Below are 18744 nucleotides of genomic sequence, written 5' to 3'. Positions count from 1 at the left end.
GGTCAGCCCGGCCTGACTCAAGCCAACCGGCCTCCGCGAAAACCGGGGCGGTTCACATCGCCTTCCAGGCCCGGCTCGGAAGCTGGCACGCGGTGAACGGCTTCGCCGAAGCGCTGTGGTTCCGCGGACAGCACCTGGCGCAGGCGGCGCGGCTGCTCGGCGAGGCGCCTGCGCCCACGGTGCGCAGCCGCCGCTTCGGCCCCATGCCCGGCTACTTCGCCCTGCTGGCCGATGCGCTGCCCACCCACAACGGCGGCGAGGTCCCGCCGGCGATGGCCCGGCGCATCGGCCGCCAGCGCGACCTGTTCGAGCAGAACGCCTCCTTCGGCGCCAAGTTCGTCCTGCTCAACGCCGACACCGACGAGCCGGTGGCCACCATCCGCAGCGGCCGGCCGGTATGGAATGCGCTGTACGGCCCCGAGGTGTGGGCGCGGCTGGCGGATCTGGCTCCTCCGCTGCCCGACTGGGCGCTCTTTCCCGCCGGCCTGCGCGACAGCGACGGATGCTTCGCCTGGTCGGCCGAGCATGGCGACGAAGGCATCGACGAGGTCGGTTTCTTCGTGCGCCGGCGCGGCGACGCACAGGTGCTGTTCCGCAGCACGGCCTTCCATCAGCGCCTGCTGACGTCGGCGGACGGGCCCGCGCCGCTGGCGCATCTGGCCGACCCGCTGCGCCGCCGCGCCATCGACGGCGTGCCCGCCCTGCGCGACGAGGCCGGCCGGTGGCCGAGACGGCTGCGCGTGGAACAGCAGCCCCAATGGCCCCACGAATACGCCGGCCTGCTCAATGCGCTGCACCACCTGTGCCTGGCGTCGTCGCAGTACGGCCAGCCGATCGTGTGGTGCTGACGCGCGGGCCGATCGGCCAGTGCGTCCGGCCGGTTCCCGGCGCGGCGCGAAGCTGCTGCAATGCAGCCCATGCGCCGGGCCCGGCGCACGGAGCCCTGACGTGAAGAACCTGTTCGCCCTGGTCCGGTGCGATTGCTTCGAGCGCGGGCAGGTCGCGCCCACGCCGCTGGCCCCGCGCATCCGCGTGAACGAGGAAGACGGCGACCTGACGCTGGGCCGGGCGCCCGGCGGCGGCGAGATCACGCAGGAGGAATACGACGCCGTGCGCGCCTGGCGCCTCACCGCGTGCCCCCACCCGGACATGGAACTCATCCACACCGCGGTGGGCAACTGGGACGAGTGCGACGCGCTGCGCGACGCCCTGCTGATCTGCGCCGACGAGATCTCCTGCCGCGCGGCGGACGATTTGCTGGCCCGCCCGCACGGCGACGGCCTGGTGCTGATGGAGCGCTCCAGCCGCTACGGCCCGGTGGGCCGCTTCGCCACCCTGCTGGACGAACTGCCGGACGACGGCACGGCCTGGGGCGGCACGCCGCCGGCGCTGGCGCGGCGGATGCTGGACGACCTGAAAGCCTTCGAGCGGCACGGCCACTTCGGCGTCAAGTTCGTCCTGCGCGATGCCGACAGCGGCGAGGTGCTGTGGACCACGCTGTACGGCGAAGCGGTGTGGAACGCGCTGACGCCGGCGGCCGAACGCTGGTGGGCCGTGCGGCCGGAGGACGGCACCGTGCCCGCCCTGCCGCCGGCGCTGGCCTGCCTCGACAGCCGCCGCCCGGCGCGCGACACCCATCTCCTCGCGTCGCACGGGCAGGCCCTGCACCTGGGCGTGGCCCAGCAGGGCTTCGTGGTGGAGGACGCGCAGCAGCGCCTCCTCTTCAGCAGCCATGCCTTCACCCAGACGCCGCTGCCCGGCGGCGAGGCCGTGCTGTGGGAGGACACGGCCAGCGGGCAGCGTTTCGAATGCGCGCGGTGCATCGGGCCGCGCCCGGCGCGGGCGCTTCGGCTGCGCGCGGATGCGGAATATCAGTCGGCCGCCGATCATGGCGCCGTCACCATGCCCCTGCGCAGGCTGTGCACGGCCGCGCTGAGCACGAACCACCCGATCGAGTGGTATCAGGAGCCGCGCTCGTAGGCCGCCGATGCCGCGTGCGGCCTGCCGTCAGTCGAAGCGCAGGTTCCCGCCCACCGCCTGCCCCACCCGCAGCATCCGGTCCACGCCCTCGCGCACGATCAGGTTCATGCCGAAGGTGACCGCACCGTCCACGCGTGCGTCGGCGCGGTAGGCGCGCAGCGCGTCGCCCACTTCGGGGCTGCTGACGGCGGTGGCGGGGTCGATGTCGGGGATCGGGCAGCGCGTGCAGGGTTTCACGGGCTGCAGCCGCACGACGCCCTCGTCGCCGGCGACATGCAGCATGTCGAGCCGGTCCTCGTCGTGCGCCTCCACGCCGCCCAGCACGATGTTGGGGCGGAAGCGCTCGATGCCGACCGGCGCATGGCCCGCCGCGCCCAGCCGCGCATTGAGGTCGTCGACCGCGGCCTCGCTCGCCACCAGCAGCGCATAGCCGTCGGCGAACTGCACCTCGGACTCGATGCCGCCGGTCCACTTCAGGCTCGACAGGCGCCGCTGCTCCGGGTCGAAGCGCACCAACCGCAGGCGGCGCGGCCGCCCCGGCTCGGACAGGAAGTCGCTGAACCACTGCGCCGCCACGTCGCCCATGTCGTAGGCGGCGACGGTGTCCTTCCACACCGTCGCCTGCACCGGCGCCTCGACCCGGTCGTAGGCGACGTGCAGCGCCAGCATGCCAGGCGCGCGCAGCACCATCTCCGAGTGCTTCATCTGCGGGCGGATCAGCGCCATGCGCGGCAGCTCGCGCTGGGTGACGAACCCGCCCTGCTCGTCCACCACCATCCAGGCTCGATCGAACTCCAGGCCCGTCTCGGTGAGCAGCGCCTCGCGCACCTCCACGCCCGCGCAGGACTTGACGGGATAGACGAACAGGCGGGCGATGGTGCCGCGGACGTCGAAGCTGTCGTCGAGGGCCGGAGCGGCGGCGTGGGAGGCGGTCATGGTGCGTGCGGAATGGGCGGGACGAAGCCCGCGCATTCTCCCGCAGCGGCGCGCGGCCTCCTCTTGCGCGGGGAAGCCCGTCCCTACAATGCCGCGATGGCTCTTCCCCCCGAGGTCTGCATCCGCGGCGCCGGCATCGTCGGCCGCACGCTGGCGCTGCTGCTGGCGCGCGAGCGCGTGCGCGTGGCGCTGGTGGCGCCGGCCGCTGCCGCGGCGCGCGAGGACGTGCGCGCCTACGCGCTCAACGCCGCATCGAAGGCGCTGTTGGAATCCCTGCGCGCCTGGCCCGACGCGGCCCACGCCACGCCGGTGCGCGAGATGCTGGTGCACGGCGACGAGGGCGGCCGCGTGCACTTCCAGGCGCGCCGCCATGCGGTCGATGCGCTCGCCTGGATCGTCGACGTGCCCGCGCTCGAGCGCCAGCTCGCCGACGCGGTGCGCTTCGCGCCGCAGGTGGAGGTGGTGGATGCGCCCGTCGCCGCGCCGCTGACCGTCGTGTGCGAAGGCCGCGCCAGCGCCACGCGCGAGCTGCTCGGCGTGCGCCACGAAGTGACGCGCTACCCGCAGCACGCCATCGCCGCGCGCCTGGAGGCCGAGACGCCCCACGACGACACCGCGCGCCAGTGGTTCGACGCCCAGGGCGAGGTGCTGGCGCTGCTGCCGCTGGGCGGGCCGGGCAGCCGGCACTTGGCGCTGGTGTGGTCGGTGGACCAGTTCCGCGCGCCCGAGCTGATGGCGCTGGACGCCGAGACCTTCTGCGAGCGCGTGCGCGAAGCCTGCGGCGGCGCGCTGGGCGCCTTCACGCTCACCAGCGAGCGCGCCGCCTGGCCGCTGCAGCGCGCCACCGCCGAGCGCTGGATCGGCCGCTTCCCCGCCGGCGACGACGGCCGCCCCGGCGGCACCTGGGCGCTGGCCGGCGACGCCGCGCACACCGTGCATCCGCTGGCCGGCCAGGGCCTGAACCTGGGCCTGGCCGACGCGGCCGAGCTGGCGCAGGTGATCCGCTCGCGCGACTACTGGCGCAGCGTCGGCGACGAGCGCCTGCTGCGCCGCTACGAGCGCGCCCGCCGCGCCGACGTGCTGGCGATGGGCCTGGCCACCGACGGGCTGCAGCAGCTCTTCTCGCACACGCTCGAGCCGCTGCCGCAGCTGCGCAACTGGGGCATGCGCGGCTTCGACCGCACCCGCCTCCTCAAGAACTGGATCGCGCGCCAGGCGATGGGCCTGGCCTAGGGCCCGACAGGCCCCAATGAACCTTTGGCGCACCGCGCACACGAACCCCGCACCATGAAGCTTCCGAACCGCCGTGCCGCCGTGCTGGCCGCCGCCCTCCTCGCCGCCACCGCTGCCCACGCCGGCGAGGCCGAGATCCGCAAGAACCTGGGCGCGATCCCGCAGCTCGGCCAGATCGACGAAGTGCGCAAGTCGCCCATGCCCGGCGTGTGGGAGGTGCGCACCGGCTTCGACATCTACTACACCGACGAGCAGGGCAGCTACGTGATGCAGGGCCACCTGATCGACGTGAAGGCGAGGAAGAACCTCACCGAGGAGCGCATCGAGAAGCTCAGCGCCGTCGCCTTCGACCAGCTCCCGCTGAAGGACGCCTTCAAGATCGTGCGCGGCAACGGCAAGCGCAAGCTGGCCGTCTTCGAGGACCCGAACTGCGGCTACTGCAAGCATTTCGAGAAGGAGCTGCGCAACGTCGACAACGTGACGGTGCACCTGTTCCTCTATCCGGTGCTGGGGCCGGACTCGGCCGTCAAGTCGCGCGACATCTGGTGCGCCAAGGACAAGGCCAAGACCTGGACCAGCTGGATGATCGACGGCACCCGGCCGCCCACCGCCGAGTGCGACGTCGGCGCGCTGCAGCGCAACGTGGCCTTCGGCCGCAAGTACAACATCACCGGCACGCCGACGCTGATCTTCGAGGACGGCTCGCGCACGCCGGGCGCCATTCCCGCGGCCCAGGTCGAGACGATGCTGAAGCAGGCCAGCCGCTGATGGCCCGCCGCGCCGCCGCCGCGCCGGCCCGCCTCGCCCTGCGCTACCGGGTGCGCTGCGCCGACCTGCACGCGCACCTGTTCGAGGTCGAGCTGCAGATCGACGCGCCCGCCGCGCAGCAGCGCGTGACGCTGCCGGTGTGGATCCCCGGCAGCTACCTGGTGCGCGAGTTCGCGCGCCAGCTGTCGGGCCTGACGGCCACGCAGGGCCGCCGCAGCGTGCCGGTGGCGCAGCAGGACAAGGCCGGCTGGCAGATCGACTGCCGCGCCGGCGAGCCGCTGGTGCTGCGCTACCGGGTCTGCGCCTACGACCACTCGGTGCGCACCGCCTGGCTCGACGCGCAGCGCGGCTTCTTCAACGGCACCAGCCTGTGCCTGCGCGTGGAGGGCCAGGCCGATGCGCCCTGCACGCTGCAGATCGACGCACCCGCCGGCACCGCCGACCGCTGGCGATGCGCCACCGCGCTGCGCCCGGTGAAGGTGGACCGGCAGGGCTTCGGCGTCTACCGCGCCGACGACTACGACGAGATCGCCGACAGCCCGGTGGAGCTGGGCCCCTTCTGGAGCGCGGAATTCGACGTGCTCGGCGTGCCGCACCGCTTCGTCGTGGCCGGTGCCGCCGCCGGCTTCGACGGCGAGCGGCTCGTCGCCGACACGAAGACCATCTGCGAGGCGCAGATGCGCTTCTGGCACGGCGCCAAGGCGCGCGCCGGCGCCCGCGACGCCGCCGCGCGGCCGCCGCACGACCGCTATGTCTTCATGCTCAACGCCGTGGGCGACAGCTACGGCGGGCTGGAGCACCGCCACAGCACGGCGCTGATCTGCAATCGCACCGACCTGCCCCAGCACGGCGCGGCAAAGCAGGCCGAGGGCTACACCACGCTGCTGGGCCTGATCAGCCACGAGTACTTCCACACCTGGAACGTCAAGCGCCTACGGCCGGCGGAGTTCACGCGCTACAACTACGGCCAGGAGAACTACACCCGGCTGCTGTGGTTCTTCGAGGGCTTCACCAGCTACTACGACGACCTGCTGCTGCGCCGTGCCGGCCTGATCGACGACGCCACCTACCTGAAGCTGCTCACGCGCACCGCCAACCAGGTGCTGCAGACCCCGGGGCGCCACGCGCAGTCGGTGGCCGAGGCCAGCTTCGACGCCTGGATCAAGTACTACCGGCCCGACGAGCAGATGCCCAACGCCACGGTGAGCTACTACACCAAGGGCGCGCTGGTGGCGCTGTGCCTGGACCTGACGCTGCGCAGCGAGGGCCACGCCACGCTCGACGACGTGATGCGCCTGCTGTGGCAGCGCAGCGGCGGCGGCCCGGTGGACGAGGCGCAGATCGCCGCCGCCTTCGAGGCCGTGGGCGGACGCAGCTTCGCGCCCGAGTTCCGCCGCTGGGTGCACGGCACCGGCGAGCTGCCGCTGACCGGGCTGCTGGCCGCGCACGGCGTGGCGGCGCTCGACGAGCCGGCGCAGCGCGCGCAGGCGCTGGGCCTGCGGGTGGAGGAGAAGAACGGCAGCGTGACCGTCAAGGTCGTGCTGCGCGGCGGCGCGGCCGAGAAGGCGGGCTTCTCGGCGAACGACGAATGGCTGGGCATCGAGTTGCCCGCCGGCCGGGGCGGCCGCACGGCCGAGGCCTGGCGCATCAGCCGGCTCGACGACCTGCCGCTATACCTGGGCGACGCGAAGAAGTGCACCGCCCTCGTCGCCCGCGACCGGCGCCTGCTGCGCCTGCCGCTGGCGATCCCGCCGGCGCAAACCACGCTGCGCCTGGCCCCGCGGGATGCGGCGCTGCTGCACGGCTGGCTGGGCTAGGGGCCCGGCGCCACCCCCTCCTGCGCGCGGCGCACGAACTGCACCGGCTGCTCGGCCGCGCCCACCATCACGCACGGCTTGCCGGTGCGGCGGCAGTGGTCCTGCACGCGCCACCAGTTCCCGTGGCTGACGCAGCCGGTCTGGCAGATCACCAGGTCGGCCTCGCGCAGGCTGGCCTCGAAGGCGGCTTCGTCGGCCTGCTCCAGCACGTCGGGCGCGTGCCGCAGGAATCGGCCGCCTGCGATCTCCACCAACTGGCGCGCCAGGCCGGCCGCCTCGCCTTCGGGGCCGATGCACAGCACCGCCTTCTCGCGCAGGTCCGACGGCACCGCGGGCGCCGCCGCCGGCACGGCGCGGCGCCAGCGGCCGGGCGCCAGCAGGCCCAGCACGCGCTGCGGCAGCGTCAGGCCGCGGGCGGCGGCGCGCGCAGCCACCTCCTCGCGCGCCAGGGCTACGGCCGAATCGCGCTGCACCAGCGCGCCGCGCAGCCGGACCAACTGCGACTCCAGCTCGGCGATGCGCGCGGCCTGCTCGGCCACCAGGCGCGAGCAGCGCTCCTGCACCCGGGCGTAGGCCCGCAGCAGCACGGTGTGTTCCTGCATCGTCGGCTCCATGTCGGCGGCATTCTATTTGCGAATCATTCTCAAGTAGAGCACCAAACACGCGCTGCCGGGCTGGGTATAGTGACCCGGCCCGAGGATCCATCCTTCCCCCTTCATTCCCTCCCCGGAGACAGCATGAGCTACGAGAACATCGAGGTGCGCACCGAGGCCGGCAAGGTCGGCGTCATCACCCTGAACCGCCCCAAGGCGCTGAACGCCCTGAACGACGCGCTGATGACCGAGCTGGGCGCCGCGCTCAAGGCCTTCGACGCCGACGAGGCCATCGGCTGCATGATCCTCACCGGCAGCGAGCGCGCCTTCGCCGCCGGCGCCGACATCGGCCTGATGGCCAAGTACAGCTTCACCGACGTCTACAAGGGCGACTACATCACCCGCAACTGGGAGACCATCCGCGCCATCCGCAAGCCGGTGATCGCCGCCGTGAGCGGCTTCGCGCTGGGCGGCGGCTGCGAGCTGGCGATGATGTGCGACTTCATCATCGCGGCCGACAACGCCAAGTTCGGCCAGCCCGAGATCAAGCTGGGCGTGATCCCCGGCGCCGGTGGCACCCAGCGCCTGCCGCGCGCCGTGGGCAAGGCCAAGGCGATGGACATGGCCCTCACGGGCCGCATGATGGATGCCGCCGAGGCCGAGCGCGCCGGCCTGGTCAGCCGCGTGGTGCCCTACGACAAGCTGATGGACGAGGCGCTGGGCGCCGCGCTCACCATCGCAGACTTCTCGCAGATCGCGGTGATGGCGGCCAAGGAGTCGGTCAACCGCGCCTTCGAGGGCACGCTGTCGGACGGCGTGATGTTCGAGCGGCGCCTGTTCCACGCCCTCTTCGCCACGCAAGACCAGAAGGAAGGCATGGACGCCTTCATGAACAAGCGCAAGGCGGAGTTCAAGAACCACTGACGCGGCCCCGTCGGCGCGGCCCGCTCAGGGGCCCGCGGCGAAGCGGCGCTCCAGCTCGGCGCGCAAGGCGTCGAGCACGGATGCCGGCGGCTCGGCCGCCGTGGCGGCCGAGCCGCCTTCGCGCCAGCGCACCTGCCTCCCTCCCACCTCCAGCGCCGCGAGGGCGCCGCCACCGGCCTGCAGGACGATCTGCCAGCGGCTGCCATCTTCAGGCACGGCCGCCGGCAGGCCGGACGGCACGGCCGCCTCAATCAGACCGGCGAGTTCGCCGGCCTCGGCCCGCGTCAGCCGCCGCATGCGGCCGTCCGGCGCCACGATGCGCAGGTGCGTCCAGCCGCGCCAGGCGCCGGCCGGGACGCCGGCTGTCTCCTGTGCCCTTCGCTGCATCTGCGGAGCGGCTGCAAGCCCCGGGGCGGCTGCGCCGGCCGCTGCCGCCGGCGCGGGCGGTGCCGGGCGGGGAGCGGCAGCGGATGGCGCGGCCGGCTGGACGCGCGATGCGTCGGCGGCCGCTGCATGCTCTTCTTCCGCAGGCGCGTCGGCCGAAGGCGCGCGCCGGGCGGATTCCTGCATCTCGCGGCGCTCCTGCACAGCCGCCTTGGATTCGGCAGCGCGTTCGCGCCGGAGGCGACCGGGGGACGCCGAAGGTGGCGGGACGGGTTCGGCCGCGGATGCCGGCGGCGGCGTCGCGGGCATCGCCGGCGCGGGTGCTGGAGCGACTTCGACGCGCGGCGTCGCAGGCGCCGGGGCCGGCGCGTCCAGCCGTGCATCGGGCACCGGTTCACCCTGCCACGTCACCGTGACGAACATCGCGACCAGCACCGTTGCGAAAGCGGCGTTCCACGGCATGCGGCTGCCGCCGGCCGACGCCCACAGCCTGCGCCACCAGGGCGTTCGCGCCGCAGCGGCCGGGGCCACGGGGGAAGACGACGCCGCGACATTGCGGGCGGCCTTCAGGATCGCCTCGCGCGTGGCCGGATGCGGCGCCGCGTCGGCGTCGGGCGCATGGTCGAGCATGCGGCGCAGGCGCGCGTCGGGGGCCATGCTGCCGTCGTCGTCGTCGCGGAACGTGTCGCTCATGCCCGCTGCTCCAGCGCCGCCAGGTAGCGCGCCATGCAGCCGCGCAGCTTCTGCAGCGCGTAGCGCAGCCGGCTCTTGACCGTCTCGAAGCCCAGGTCGAGCTGCGCCGCCAGGGCCTGCACGCCCAGCCCGTCCTCATGGTGCAGCAGGAAGGCCGCGCGCTGTTCGGGCGGCAGTTCGTCCAGGCAGGCCAGCAGGCGCCGGCCGGCAGCGCGCCAGAAGGCCAGCTCCTCCGCCGAGGGATGCGAGGCATCGGCTGCGCCATCGGCGGCGTGCATGCCGCGCTCCAGCGAAGGCAGCGCCGGCGTGTCCTCGTCGTCGGGATGGCCGCCGGTGTCCAGCGCCACCTCGCGGCCGCTGACGCGCAGGCGGTCCATCGCCAGGTTGTGCGCGATGGTGAAGGCCCAGGTGCGCCAGCTCGCGCCCTGCGGCGAGAAGGAACTGCGCGCGGAGACGATGCGCAGCCACGTGTCCTGGAACACCTCGTCGGCCTGCGAGGCCAGCCGCGCACCCAGTAGGCGCTTCACGAAGCGGAACAGCGCGCCTTCGTGCCGTGCGTAGAGCACCTCGAACGCCGCCCCGTCGCCGCCGGCATAGGCCAGCATCAACTGGTCGTCGGCCATGGCGTGGCGCTGCGCGTCGACGGGCGAGGGAGCGAGCATCGGGGGATTGTCACCGCCTCTTGTACGGCGCAGGCCCGCACCAGGGGTTGGCGAAAAAGCAGCCAGCGGGGAAGAGACGGTGCTGCGGCGGGCCCTTGGCAGGGCCCGACCGACTGTGGCTATAATTTCGGGCTCGGCGCTTTAGCTCAGTCGGTTAGAGCGATGGAATCATAATCCACAGGTCCGCGGTTCGAGTCCGTGAAGCGCCACCAACACTAAGTTCGCGATAGTTCGCTAACTTCCGAAAGCCCTAAGTGAATCAACCACTTAGGGCTTTTTTCTTTCCGCGATAGTTCGCGTTTGGCCGGGTGTTTCCGGCCGATTGTGCAGTAACTGGCGCAGGAACTGCTCAGGCGGCATACGGAAACGCTCCGAGTTACTGCATTCACATCCGAGCGCAGGCCGATGAACGCGGGCCGCTACGCCAACGCTCCGCCGTAGCCCTGCGACCGCCGCATGGCACTGGCTAGGCGTCGCTCGGATCCCGCAACCGTGGCACGCACTGCGGCCATGCTGGCGACGTCGCCGACAGTGAAATTCTGGATGACAGTCACCGGCTTCGCATCGCTGTCGCGGCCGTTCTGCGCCGCCGGCGTGATCTTCTCGCCCTTGTGGATGAGGGCCAGCATGTCCTTCGGCACGTAGTCGGTGCCGGTGTCGAGGCCGGGAATCAGGCCCATCAGCCAGCCGAAGGCGCCGCTGACGGCCGAGCCGACGATGCTGCCGCCGGATGCGCTACTGGTCTTGCCGCCGCCGAAGACGCCGCCGAGCAAGCCGCTGCCCGTGCCGCCCTGCACCAGGTCACCGAACAGCGCGCGGGTGACGTCGGCCGCCGCGGCATCGGCCAGCATTCGCTTAAGCATGTCGGCCCAGGCGTCGCCGATGTTCTCGAACTTGCCGTTGAGCGCCTGGTACAGGCCATCGCCGAGCTGCTGCTGCGTGTTCTCGGCGAAGCGCTGGCCGAAGGTGTCCATCACCTTCGTGGTGGCCTCATACTCCTCCTTGAGCTTCTTGCGCGCACGCGCGGCGGTCTCGGCCGTGATCGCGTTTTCCTTCTCCAGCTCGTCGACGCGCTGCAGTTCCTCCTTGTACCGCTCCAGCGGCGTGCGCATCTCCTTCATGAGGGCAATGCCCTCATCGCGGATGGCCTTGTTGGCCTCGGAACTGCGCTCCCGCTCCGCGGTGAGATCCTTCTCCCGCTGGGCCAGTAGCTTCGTAGCATCGAGCTGCTGGGCCAGGTGCAGCATCGTCTGCTTCTGCTCCTCTGTGACCCGGCCGCCGCCCTCGCGGATGCGCTTGATGTCGAGCAGGACCTGCTCGACCTCGCTCAGCTCCTGCGTCTTCTCGATCTGCTTCTGCAGCGATTCGATAGCACGCTTGGCATCGGCCTCAGGGTCCCTACCAGCCCCGCCCCGCTTCGCTTCCGGCGATCGCCCCGATGACGCTGCGCTCGACGCCGCGGCCCGGTGGGCAATGCGGTTGTCGATAGCGCGGACCGTCGCCTGGTACTCCTGCGGGGCGTCTGGCGAACTCTCAAACAAGCCAACCGCCGCGCCGTATGCTGCACCCAGGGGGTTCAGTGCGTGGCCTGCAGCGTTGAACACCCGGCTGACGAACCCATCGGGGCCAGACTTCCGCCGCAGTTCCTGCACGCTGTTGACAAACCCAATGATTCCGCCTGAAGCTTGAATAGCCGTTGACGACACATCCGTCATCCACTTGACCAACGCCTGGAACGCCGCCCGGGTCTCTTCCGACTCCAGCGTTTTGTTCAGTCCCTCCACGCTGTCCTTCAGGGAACGCATGCTGCCGGAGTCGCCGGTGAGCAGATCGTCGATGTTGTGCTGAAGGGCCTTGATCGCTCCGCCGAACGTCTCGCGCCCGGCCTTCGCCGCGCCGCCGTAGCTGGACTCCAGCGCCTCCAGGATGATCCCCTGCGCCTGGGCCGTCTTCCCCGTCTTCTCCAACTGCTCGACCAGCTTCTTCTGGTCGTCGGTGAAGCGGAAACCCTGCTTGCTCAGCGCCGTGAGGCCCTTGCTCGGCACGTCCAGCGCCTTGCCGATGGTCTCGGCCGACTGATTCAGGTCCATGCCCGTGCGAGCAGCCATGTCGGCGGCCGCCTGCATGGCCTTGGGCACCTGTTCGCCGACGATGCCCGTGTAGCTGAGCAGCCGGGTCTGCGCCTGGTTGATCTCGCCAGCACTGAAGGTGCTGCTCTTGGCCATGGCATCGGCCATGTCGTTGAGCTGCTGCTGCGACCAGCCTGCCGCCTCGCCGGTGGACTTGAGCACGGCGGCGAGCTGGGCCTGCTCCTGCTCGGCGTTGATGGTCTCCTGAATGAACTTCGTGATGGTCGAGCTGATCGACACGCCCGCGAAGGCGCCGGCCATCACGCCCTTGAGCGACATGAAGCTGCTGGACACGCCATCGACTTGGCGGCGCAGCGAGGCAAACGCGGCCTGCGTCTGATCCTTCGCCGAAAGGACGATTTGAACATTGGTTGCGGTCACGGGAAGCCTCGCAGTAAGAGGTGCGCGCCGTAGAGCGGCCGAGCTTGGACCGCGCCCCCTGACGCGCTGCGAGCGGATCGACGATCGCCCACGGGGTGCCCGCCATCTATGCCAGCTCAACTGCTATGGTGGGCTTCTCGCAGTTGATGCCCGGGACGCCTGCCGGCACCCCACCACGCGAATCAGAGCGCCACGTTGTCGCCGTTGCTCTTCACCCAGCCCAGAGGCGCCGCCCAGCCGCACCCGAAGTCCAGCCGCGCCTTGATTTCCAGCCCGTCCACCTCGAATCCTTCGCGCTGGGTGATCTGCGGCCCTTCGTCGCCTTCGAGGTAGCCGTACTCCAGCGCGGACTGATTCGCGGCCACGAGATACCACGCCACCGCGCTGGCCGCATCGAGCCGCGGCTCCACCTGCACGCTGAGCCTGTAGGGTTGCACGTCCCCGGTTTGCGTGGCGTTGATGGTGGCCACCAGCTGCAGCGCCTTCATCTCCAGCGCAGCCGGCACAATCAGCGTGCCAGGCGCTTGGGCCTTGAGCGTGCCGTCAATATCCTTCTGCTGCCGCAGCGCCAGCACGGCCTTGCCCAAGCCATCCGCGTCCAGGTCATCGATGATGAGCGTCTTGCGGTCGGCGGAAAACAGTGGCCCCCCATCGATGGCCGGAGGGGAAAGCAGGATGCTCACCAGCTCTTCGGCTTCGCGCATGGAGGCTGCTTCGCCGAATTTCCGCACCAGGTCTGCGAAACCGCCCAGATCGTCATTCACCAGCGCCTGGCGCGTCAGGCCGAAGATCCGGCCATAGGTGGCCAGCTTCCACGAAGCGGACGCCTCTTTGACAGAGCCGTATTTGAACTCGCCGTGCTCGTTCACCTTTTCGAGCGTCGGCGCACCGCCGAGGCGGATGATGCTGCGTGCGCGGAAGTCCGTAGCGTTGACCTGGCGCGCAACCGACTTGATGGCAGCTGGCGCAGCCGTATAGGACTCATGAAGCACTCGCCCCACCGCATTGCCGAGCAGCAGGGGAAAGTCGCCCGTTGTGTGGAGACCGGCCATCGCGCGCTCGATGATCTGCGCTCGACTCCACCCGGCGTCGACATGAACGCCCGCCAGGGCGAGGGCGCGTGCCGCCAGGCCCACGCAGTCCAGCGCACGAATGACAGGCCGGTCACCCTGGCGGGCGCCCATTCGAACAGCCAAGGTGTTGACGATCAGATCGCGCTCCGACCGCCCGCCGTCTTGGCTTTGCCGAACGTTGACGTGGCCACCGGCGGCGTGATCTTCGCGCGCGAGCTCGTTGATGATCGCACCCCGTGCGGCTTCCAGAGTGAAGTTGCCCGCGACAAGGCCGCGCGCGAACGACTCCATGCCATGCCGTCGCCCCAGCTCGAGAATCCTTGCTTGCTCGGACTCGCCGCCCTGTGCAGACGTGTGCACGCTCGTCGCTGACGATTGGGGAATGACCCCGCTTTGCTGATGTTGGGCCGAACGGCCTTCGGGAAGGGATGTTTGAGGCACGATAGACCTTTCAGAAAGAGAGAAGAGACTGCCGGCTGAGCCGGCTTCGATGAACTCGCAGGGGAAGGTACGAACGGCGCGCGCCTGGTCGGGCGGCTGATGGCTGGCGCCCTCCCCGCGCACTTGGCAATCCATGTCGGCGGGGATGGGCACGAGGGAGACCTCGTACGGCTCCCAGTCGATGACGCGATAGGTCCAGACGCCGTCTTCTTCGGCGGGCGCCACCATCTCGACGCGGTGGCGCACATAGCCGACCGACACGTTGCGGATGATTCCGTCGGCGACGTCCTGCACGTAGCCGGCGATCGACTCACGGCGCGAGAACGTCACATCGCACAGGCCCTGTCCGGCCTCGATCGTCGGTCGCTCGACCACGCCGAGCTGGGCTTCGAGATCCCAGGAGTTGTGCGTGTTGAGCAAGGGCGCGCCGCGGGTGAGACGCTCCATGCGGACCGCGCCCTCCTCGACGACCAGCTGCTCTAGGTATGGACGGTCGCGAAACCAGTCGTACCGGCGCACGGCAGCGCCGGCGGAGAAGACGAGGCGCGCCGTCGCCAGCGGAGCGTCCGCACCGGCGTCGGCATCGCCGGCACGCTGGAAGTCGCGAAGCTCCATCGTCCGACCAGCCAGCGGCAGGTCTTCGCGTCGGACGTCTGCGGCGGGCGCGGACATTACCAGTCCTTGCCTGCCGCGATGAGTTCACGGGCCTTGTAGGTCAGCACGAGCGCCAGGCTGAGCGCATCCTCGGCCGTGATCATGGCGAGGACCATCTTTTTGTCGTCGCACGCCTCCACCATAAGGGCGCGCCCCCGCTTGAAGACCTGGAATTTTGTGTTGTAGCGCTGAGCGCCGGCCTGTGGGTGTTGATGATCGGTGTCGGGCATTGAGAACTCCTGTGAGTCCTCAGTTTCCGGGCAACCACCTCGGTGACATCAAATCGCGATTTCGTGTCACACGTCGTCGTCACCAGCCGCTGCGATTCGCAGGATCTGGCGACAACTCAACCCGGCGGCGCATTCAATCTGCAGAGCTTCCAGCACTTCGCCGAGCTGTTCACCGTCCACGACTGGCGCCGATGCCGCGAGCGCCGCACTCAGCTTTTCAGCACGTGCGCGCCTTGGGCCACTACCCAACGCCGTCAACGCCTGGCGCACGAGTTCATTCCTCCTGTCGTACCGCGCTTTTCTTGATGGCACCTCGTATCGGCCGCCTCGCCGCACGCGCAATCCCAGCGCGCGAGCGAGGTTCTGCTCTTCACCATTGAGATACTTCGCCAAGCCAGCGGCAACATGCTGCCCAGCCTCGGCGGTCGGCAGCCGGCGGTCGCGCAGCGCAGCAGCCACTTCGCGTATCGCAGCCAATGGATCGACAGGCAGCTGCAGCCACCATGCCGCAGGCGGAGCCGCGGCGTTTGCCGGGGCGCCGCGAATCGTCACTCGTCCTCTCGCGCACACGTATGCACCGCGACCTGGTCAGGCGCGAGCGCCAGCGGGCGAGCCGGGCCAGCGGCTGCAACGGCCCACCAGACGACACCCATCGCGCCACAATCCGCTTCGCTCAGGTCGCCACCTTCCGGCACCAGCGGCAGATGCGCGGTCAGCCGGTCCCACACAGCTAAGGGGAGGCGAACGGCCTCCCGTTCGGCAGGCGGCAGCGAAGCCATCGCGGCGCGGATGGTCGCCTCGACCAGGTGGAAGTGCCCAGCGGTCAGAGCGTCGATCCCCAGCGTCCCCAGTCGCTCCACATCGGCAACGCTCGCCGGAACATCGGACGGCAACGCACGCGCCCGGACATCCAGGCGGACATTGTGACGGCGCCACTCGGCGGCATGGCGAACCGAATCGACGGGCATGCCTTGCCGCTTGAGTTTCGTGACGGCCGCCGGGGAAAGCCCGAGAGCTGCCGCGAGCGCCCGCTGGGTGAGCCTGGACGTTCCCGCGTTCACCTTTACACCACCTCGCGTTCACTCATTCCCGCACCACCCACTAGCGCGCGATCGGGGTTCGAATTACCCGTACACGGCCCTACCCAGGAGGACCCGTGAGATGACATAGGAACAAGCTCTATCTGGGGCGACTCAGACCACAGCACGAAAAAGATCGATCGACCAAGCATCAGGCGACCGGCGACAACTTCAACTGAGAGCGCCGCCATCTGAGTCGGAGTGCCTGGCGTACCGATCACCCAGCCCTTCTCCGCCGCATAGAACTTGCCCGCCTCGCCAGCCAGGCCGCGGCGCACCTCGGCATAGGCGATACGCCCATGTTTCGCAGCCCGCGCCCGAATCTCAGCGTAGACCCGAGGCATGTGGCGCCGAATGTGAGCCAACGCCTTGTCTGTCTTATCTGGTGTCCAAGTGTCCACGGTGTCCATCATTTACATAGAGATCACAGGAGATCGTGTGAGCGTCATGTGCGCGCGTGCACACGTGTGCACGCCTGCTTGCGCGCACCCGCATTTGTATGGACACGGTGGACAATGCAGCGGCTGCAACCTCGATTCAAGGAAGAATCACTGCCCTGAGCGCTCTATGGAAAGCGCTGGACACCGTGGACACTTGGACACTCAGGTCATGGGCGCATGCAGGGACTTCCCCGCTACCGCAGCGCAACGGAGGCCGCGATTCACGCCTCCCGCATCCGTTGCACAAATACGGCGCGTTTGTTGAGCCCAGGCCTTTTCCGACGCTGCGCGCATCGATCTCTGGCACTGTGGGCCCATCGTCCCGCTCTCCATAGGCGCCTGGCCATCGCCACGGCTGACGCCCGCAATCACCCGACCAACCGCGAAGACGGTCGAGCACATACAAATGGTGGGGTGCATCGCCAAGCACGGCCGCAGAGGCGGCCTGCCTGGCGAGCGACTTAGCTTGCGACGTGTCACCCAGGCCGAGGCCCTGTAGGTCGCGCGAACGCCCGCTGACGCCCAAGGCATCGCCGGGCGAGATTCGCGATCAGGACCCCGCGGAGTCAGGGGCATAGGCCTCACGGACACGTGCGTCAATCCATTGGTCGACCAGCGACTCCGGCCAGACGACCGTGCGGCGGCCGAGCGCGATGGGGCGTGGGAACCGGCCCTCGCCCATCAATTTGTAGAGGGTCGTCGTGCGGAAGCCGACACGCCTCAGGACCTCCTCGATCCTGAGTAGCCTCTCCTTCGTCGCAACAGTCGGGTCACTCATTCAGCACATCCGTAACACGTACAGCATGGGCGGAGCGTGCCACCCCAGGCATCAGGGTGCGAAACTCGCTTCCGTCAAGCCTTCGATGGTTCCGTGCGACCTGTCTCATTTCCAGAAAAAGTGAGACAGTTTTTCGTGGTGCCGCGTCGAGATTCGGATGCTGCAGGCGCTGCCTCATCGCTCGCCATGCCGACCGCCTGAGCTGCGACCACCTTGCGGAGGCACCAGGGCGAAGGCATCCTTGACGGCGTGCGCGAGCTGCGCCTCGATGACGGCCTCCGGAATGCCCAGCTGCTCGACCATGATGGTGCGCGCGGTGGCGCGGAAGCCATGCCCGGTCACCTCCTCCCCCGAGAAGTCCATGGCGCGCAAGGCGGCATTCACGGCCGCGTCGCTCATGGGCCGATCGTGATGCCGCTCGCCGCGAAACACGTAGGGGCTGCCCCCGGTGAGCGGCTGCAGGTCCTGCAGGATCTCCACGGCCTGCCTGGCCAGCGGCACCAGGTGGGGCTCGCCGTTGAGCTTCGCCTCACGCTTGCGCTTCATGCGCACGGCCGGCACGGTCCACATGCCGGCATCGAGGTCGAACTCCTCCCATCGGGCCTTGCGCAGCTCACCCGGGCGCACGAAGACCAAGGGCGCCAGCCGCAGGGCGGTGCGAACCACCGGCGTGCCGCGGTACCCGTCGATGGCGCGCAGCAGCTCGCCCAGCCGCTTCGGATCGGTGATGGCCGGGAAATGCCGCACCACGGCTTTTTTCAGCACGTCCTTCAAGTCCCGGGCGGGGTTGGACAGGGCGCGGCCGGTGGCAATCGCGTACCGGAACACCTGGCCGATGCTTACATGCACCCGGTGCGCCGTCTCGATGACACCGCGCTCCTCGATCCGGCGCAGGACGGCGACCAGCTCCGCCGGGCCGATCTCGGCAATGGGCCTTCCGCCGATGTAGGGAAAGACGTTGGCCTCCAGACGCGCGATGACCTTCGAGGCGTACAGGTCCGCCCATTCGGCCCGCCGCAGTGCGAACCACTCGCGGGCGACGTGCTCGAAGCTGTCGATCTTGGGCAGGCCGGCGCCCTCCCGGGCCTTGGCCTCGTTGGCAGCCTCCTGGGCCGCTCTGAGCGCTTTTCGGGCCGCGCTGGGGTCTACCCCTTCGGCCACCCGTTTGCGCGCCTCCTGGGCCTTGCTGCGGGCCAGGCCGAGGCCGACCGTCGGATAGGTGCCGAGCGAAAGGGTCTTGCGCCGGCCGGCGAAGGTGTAGTCGAAGCGCCAGCCGTGCGCGCCGCCGTTGACGAAGAGGAGGAGGTACAGCCCATCGCCGTCGGAGATGCGGCGGCGCGGATCGCCGGGCTTGATGGATCGGAGGGCCTTGTCGGAGGTGATGAGGTTGCGCGGCATGATGGTCGGAAAGGTGCAGTAACTGGAGCAGTAACTCCACTTCGCACACGACCAAACATAAAGCGTTCATGCGGCTTTCGCCACATCTTTCGGTGGCGTGAAGCGCCACCACATACAGCCCTTGCGGCTACTGGCCCCGTTGCTACAAACA

General features: G+C 69.8%; 17 protein-coding genes and 1 tRNA gene. 7 read left to right on the top strand and 11 right to left on the bottom strand.

Annotated features, from left to right (window positions below):
* Positions 1 to 92 precede the first annotated feature (92 nt).
* Positions 93 to 848: a hypothetical protein gene (locus ACIY1X_RS14640; protein WP_399681650.1), complete on the top strand. Its 756-nt coding sequence runs from the start codon at positions 93 to 95 to the stop codon at positions 846 to 848.
* Positions 849 to 948: 100 nt separating this feature from the next.
* Entirely contained in the window at positions 949 to 1980 is a 1032-nt protein-coding gene (locus ACIY1X_RS14635) for a hypothetical protein (protein ID WP_399681648.1), read from the top strand.
* 27 nt (positions 1981 to 2007) lie between these two features.
* Here ACIY1X_RS14635 and ACIY1X_RS14630 read toward each other — a convergent pair whose 3' ends face one another.
* Complete coding sequence (locus tag ACIY1X_RS14630) at positions 2008 to 2916, bottom strand: MOSC domain-containing protein (protein WP_399681645.1); 909 nt, start codon at positions 2914 to 2916, stop codon at positions 2008 to 2010.
* Between the two features lie 96 nt (positions 2917 to 3012).
* On the opposite strand from ACIY1X_RS14630, the gene ACIY1X_RS14625 reads away from it, so the two are divergent.
* Genes ACIY1X_RS14625 through ACIY1X_RS14615 form a run of 3 tightly spaced genes read left to right on the top strand, consistent with a single transcriptional unit; the run spans position 3013 to position 6734 of the window.
* Positions 3013 to 4149, top strand: a complete 1137-nt coding sequence (locus tag ACIY1X_RS14625; protein ID WP_399681642.1) for an FAD-dependent monooxygenase — start codon at positions 3013 to 3015, stop codon at positions 4147 to 4149.
* A 54-nt stretch (positions 4150 to 4203) separates the two neighbouring features.
* A complete protein-coding gene (locus tag ACIY1X_RS14620) occupies positions 4204 to 4917 on the top strand; it encodes a DsbC family protein (RefSeq protein WP_399681639.1) in 714 nt (237 codons plus the stop codon).
* A complete protein-coding gene (locus ACIY1X_RS14615) occupies positions 4917 to 6734 on the top strand; it encodes a M61 family metallopeptidase (RefSeq protein ID WP_399681637.1) in 1818 nt (605 codons plus the stop codon). The genes ACIY1X_RS14620 and ACIY1X_RS14615 overlap by 1 nt, the downstream gene beginning before the upstream one ends.
* Here the strand turns inward: ACIY1X_RS14615 and ACIY1X_RS14610 are convergent.
* Positions 6731 to 7336: a DUF2325 domain-containing protein gene (locus tag ACIY1X_RS14610; RefSeq protein ID WP_399681634.1), complete on the bottom strand. Its 606-nt coding sequence runs from the start codon at positions 7334 to 7336 to the stop codon at positions 6731 to 6733. The genes ACIY1X_RS14615 and ACIY1X_RS14610 overlap by 4 nt on opposite strands.
* A gap of 135 nt (positions 7337 to 7471) precedes the next feature.
* Here ACIY1X_RS14610 and ACIY1X_RS14605 point away from each other — a divergent pair, with 135 nt between their 5' ends.
* Positions 7472 to 8251, top strand: coding sequence for an enoyl-CoA hydratase (locus ACIY1X_RS14605; RefSeq protein WP_399681631.1), 780 nt, complete (start codon positions 7472 to 7474; stop codon positions 8249 to 8251).
* Between the two features lie 24 nt (positions 8252 to 8275).
* Here the strand turns inward: ACIY1X_RS14605 and ACIY1X_RS14600 are convergent, their stop codons facing one another.
* Entirely contained in the window at positions 8276 to 9097 is an 822-nt protein-coding gene (locus ACIY1X_RS14600) for a hypothetical protein (protein WP_399681630.1), read from the bottom strand.
* Between the two features lie 227 nt (positions 9098 to 9324).
* Positions 9325 to 9990, bottom strand: a complete 666-nt coding sequence (locus ACIY1X_RS14595; protein ID WP_399681627.1) for a sigma-70 family RNA polymerase sigma factor — start codon at positions 9988 to 9990, stop codon at positions 9325 to 9327.
* A gap of 135 nt (positions 9991 to 10125) precedes the next feature.
* On the opposite strand from ACIY1X_RS14595, the gene ACIY1X_RS14590 reads away from it, so the two are divergent.
* Positions 10126 to 10202 (top strand) — tRNA-Met (locus tag ACIY1X_RS14590).
* A 207-nt stretch (positions 10203 to 10409) separates the two neighbouring features.
* Here the strand turns inward: ACIY1X_RS14590 and ACIY1X_RS14585 are convergent.
* From ACIY1X_RS14585 to ACIY1X_RS14555, 7 genes are all read right to left on the bottom strand, one after another.
* The gene (locus ACIY1X_RS14585) at positions 10410 to 12500 is read right to left on the bottom strand and encodes a phage tail length tape measure family protein (protein ID WP_399681625.1); all 2091 of its coding nucleotides are present in this window, start codon (positions 12498 to 12500) and stop codon (positions 10410 to 10412) included.
* Between the two features lie 182 nt (positions 12501 to 12682).
* Positions 12683 to 14686, bottom strand: coding sequence for a prohead protease/major capsid protein fusion protein (locus ACIY1X_RS14580; protein ID WP_399681624.1), 2004 nt, complete (start codon positions 14684 to 14686; stop codon positions 12683 to 12685).
* Entirely contained in the window at positions 14686 to 14898 is a 213-nt protein-coding gene (locus ACIY1X_RS14575; protein ID WP_399681622.1) for a hypothetical protein, read from the bottom strand. Before ACIY1X_RS14575 ends, ACIY1X_RS14580 begins: the two co-directional genes overlap by 1 nt.
* A 66-nt stretch (positions 14899 to 14964) precedes the next feature.
* Positions 14965 to 15450, bottom strand: coding sequence for a hypothetical protein (locus tag ACIY1X_RS14570; RefSeq protein ID WP_399681620.1), 486 nt, complete (start codon positions 15448 to 15450; stop codon positions 14965 to 14967).
* Complete coding sequence (locus ACIY1X_RS14565) at positions 15447 to 15959, bottom strand: hypothetical protein (protein WP_399681617.1); 513 nt, start codon at positions 15957 to 15959, stop codon at positions 15447 to 15449. The genes ACIY1X_RS14570 and ACIY1X_RS14565 overlap by 4 nt, the downstream gene beginning before the upstream one ends.
* Before the next feature lie 1008 nt (positions 15960 to 16967).
* Positions 16968 to 17195 (bottom strand): helix-turn-helix transcriptional regulator, encoded by a 228-nt coding sequence (locus tag ACIY1X_RS14560; protein WP_399681615.1) that lies wholly within the window; start codon positions 17193 to 17195, stop codon positions 16968 to 16970.
* Positions 17196 to 17369: 174 nt separating this feature from the next.
* Entirely contained in the window at positions 17370 to 18593 is a 1224-nt protein-coding gene (locus ACIY1X_RS14555; protein WP_399681613.1) for a tyrosine-type recombinase/integrase, read from the bottom strand.
* Positions 18594 to 18744 lie beyond the last annotated feature (151 nt).

Origin of the sequence: Xenophilus sp. (assembly GCF_044462705.1) — a bacterium.
GTDB classification, from domain to species: Bacteria; Pseudomonadota; Gammaproteobacteria; order Burkholderiales; family Burkholderiaceae_C; genus Xenophilus; species Xenophilus azovorans.
This window is presented reverse-complemented; position numbering and strand designations above follow the sequence as displayed.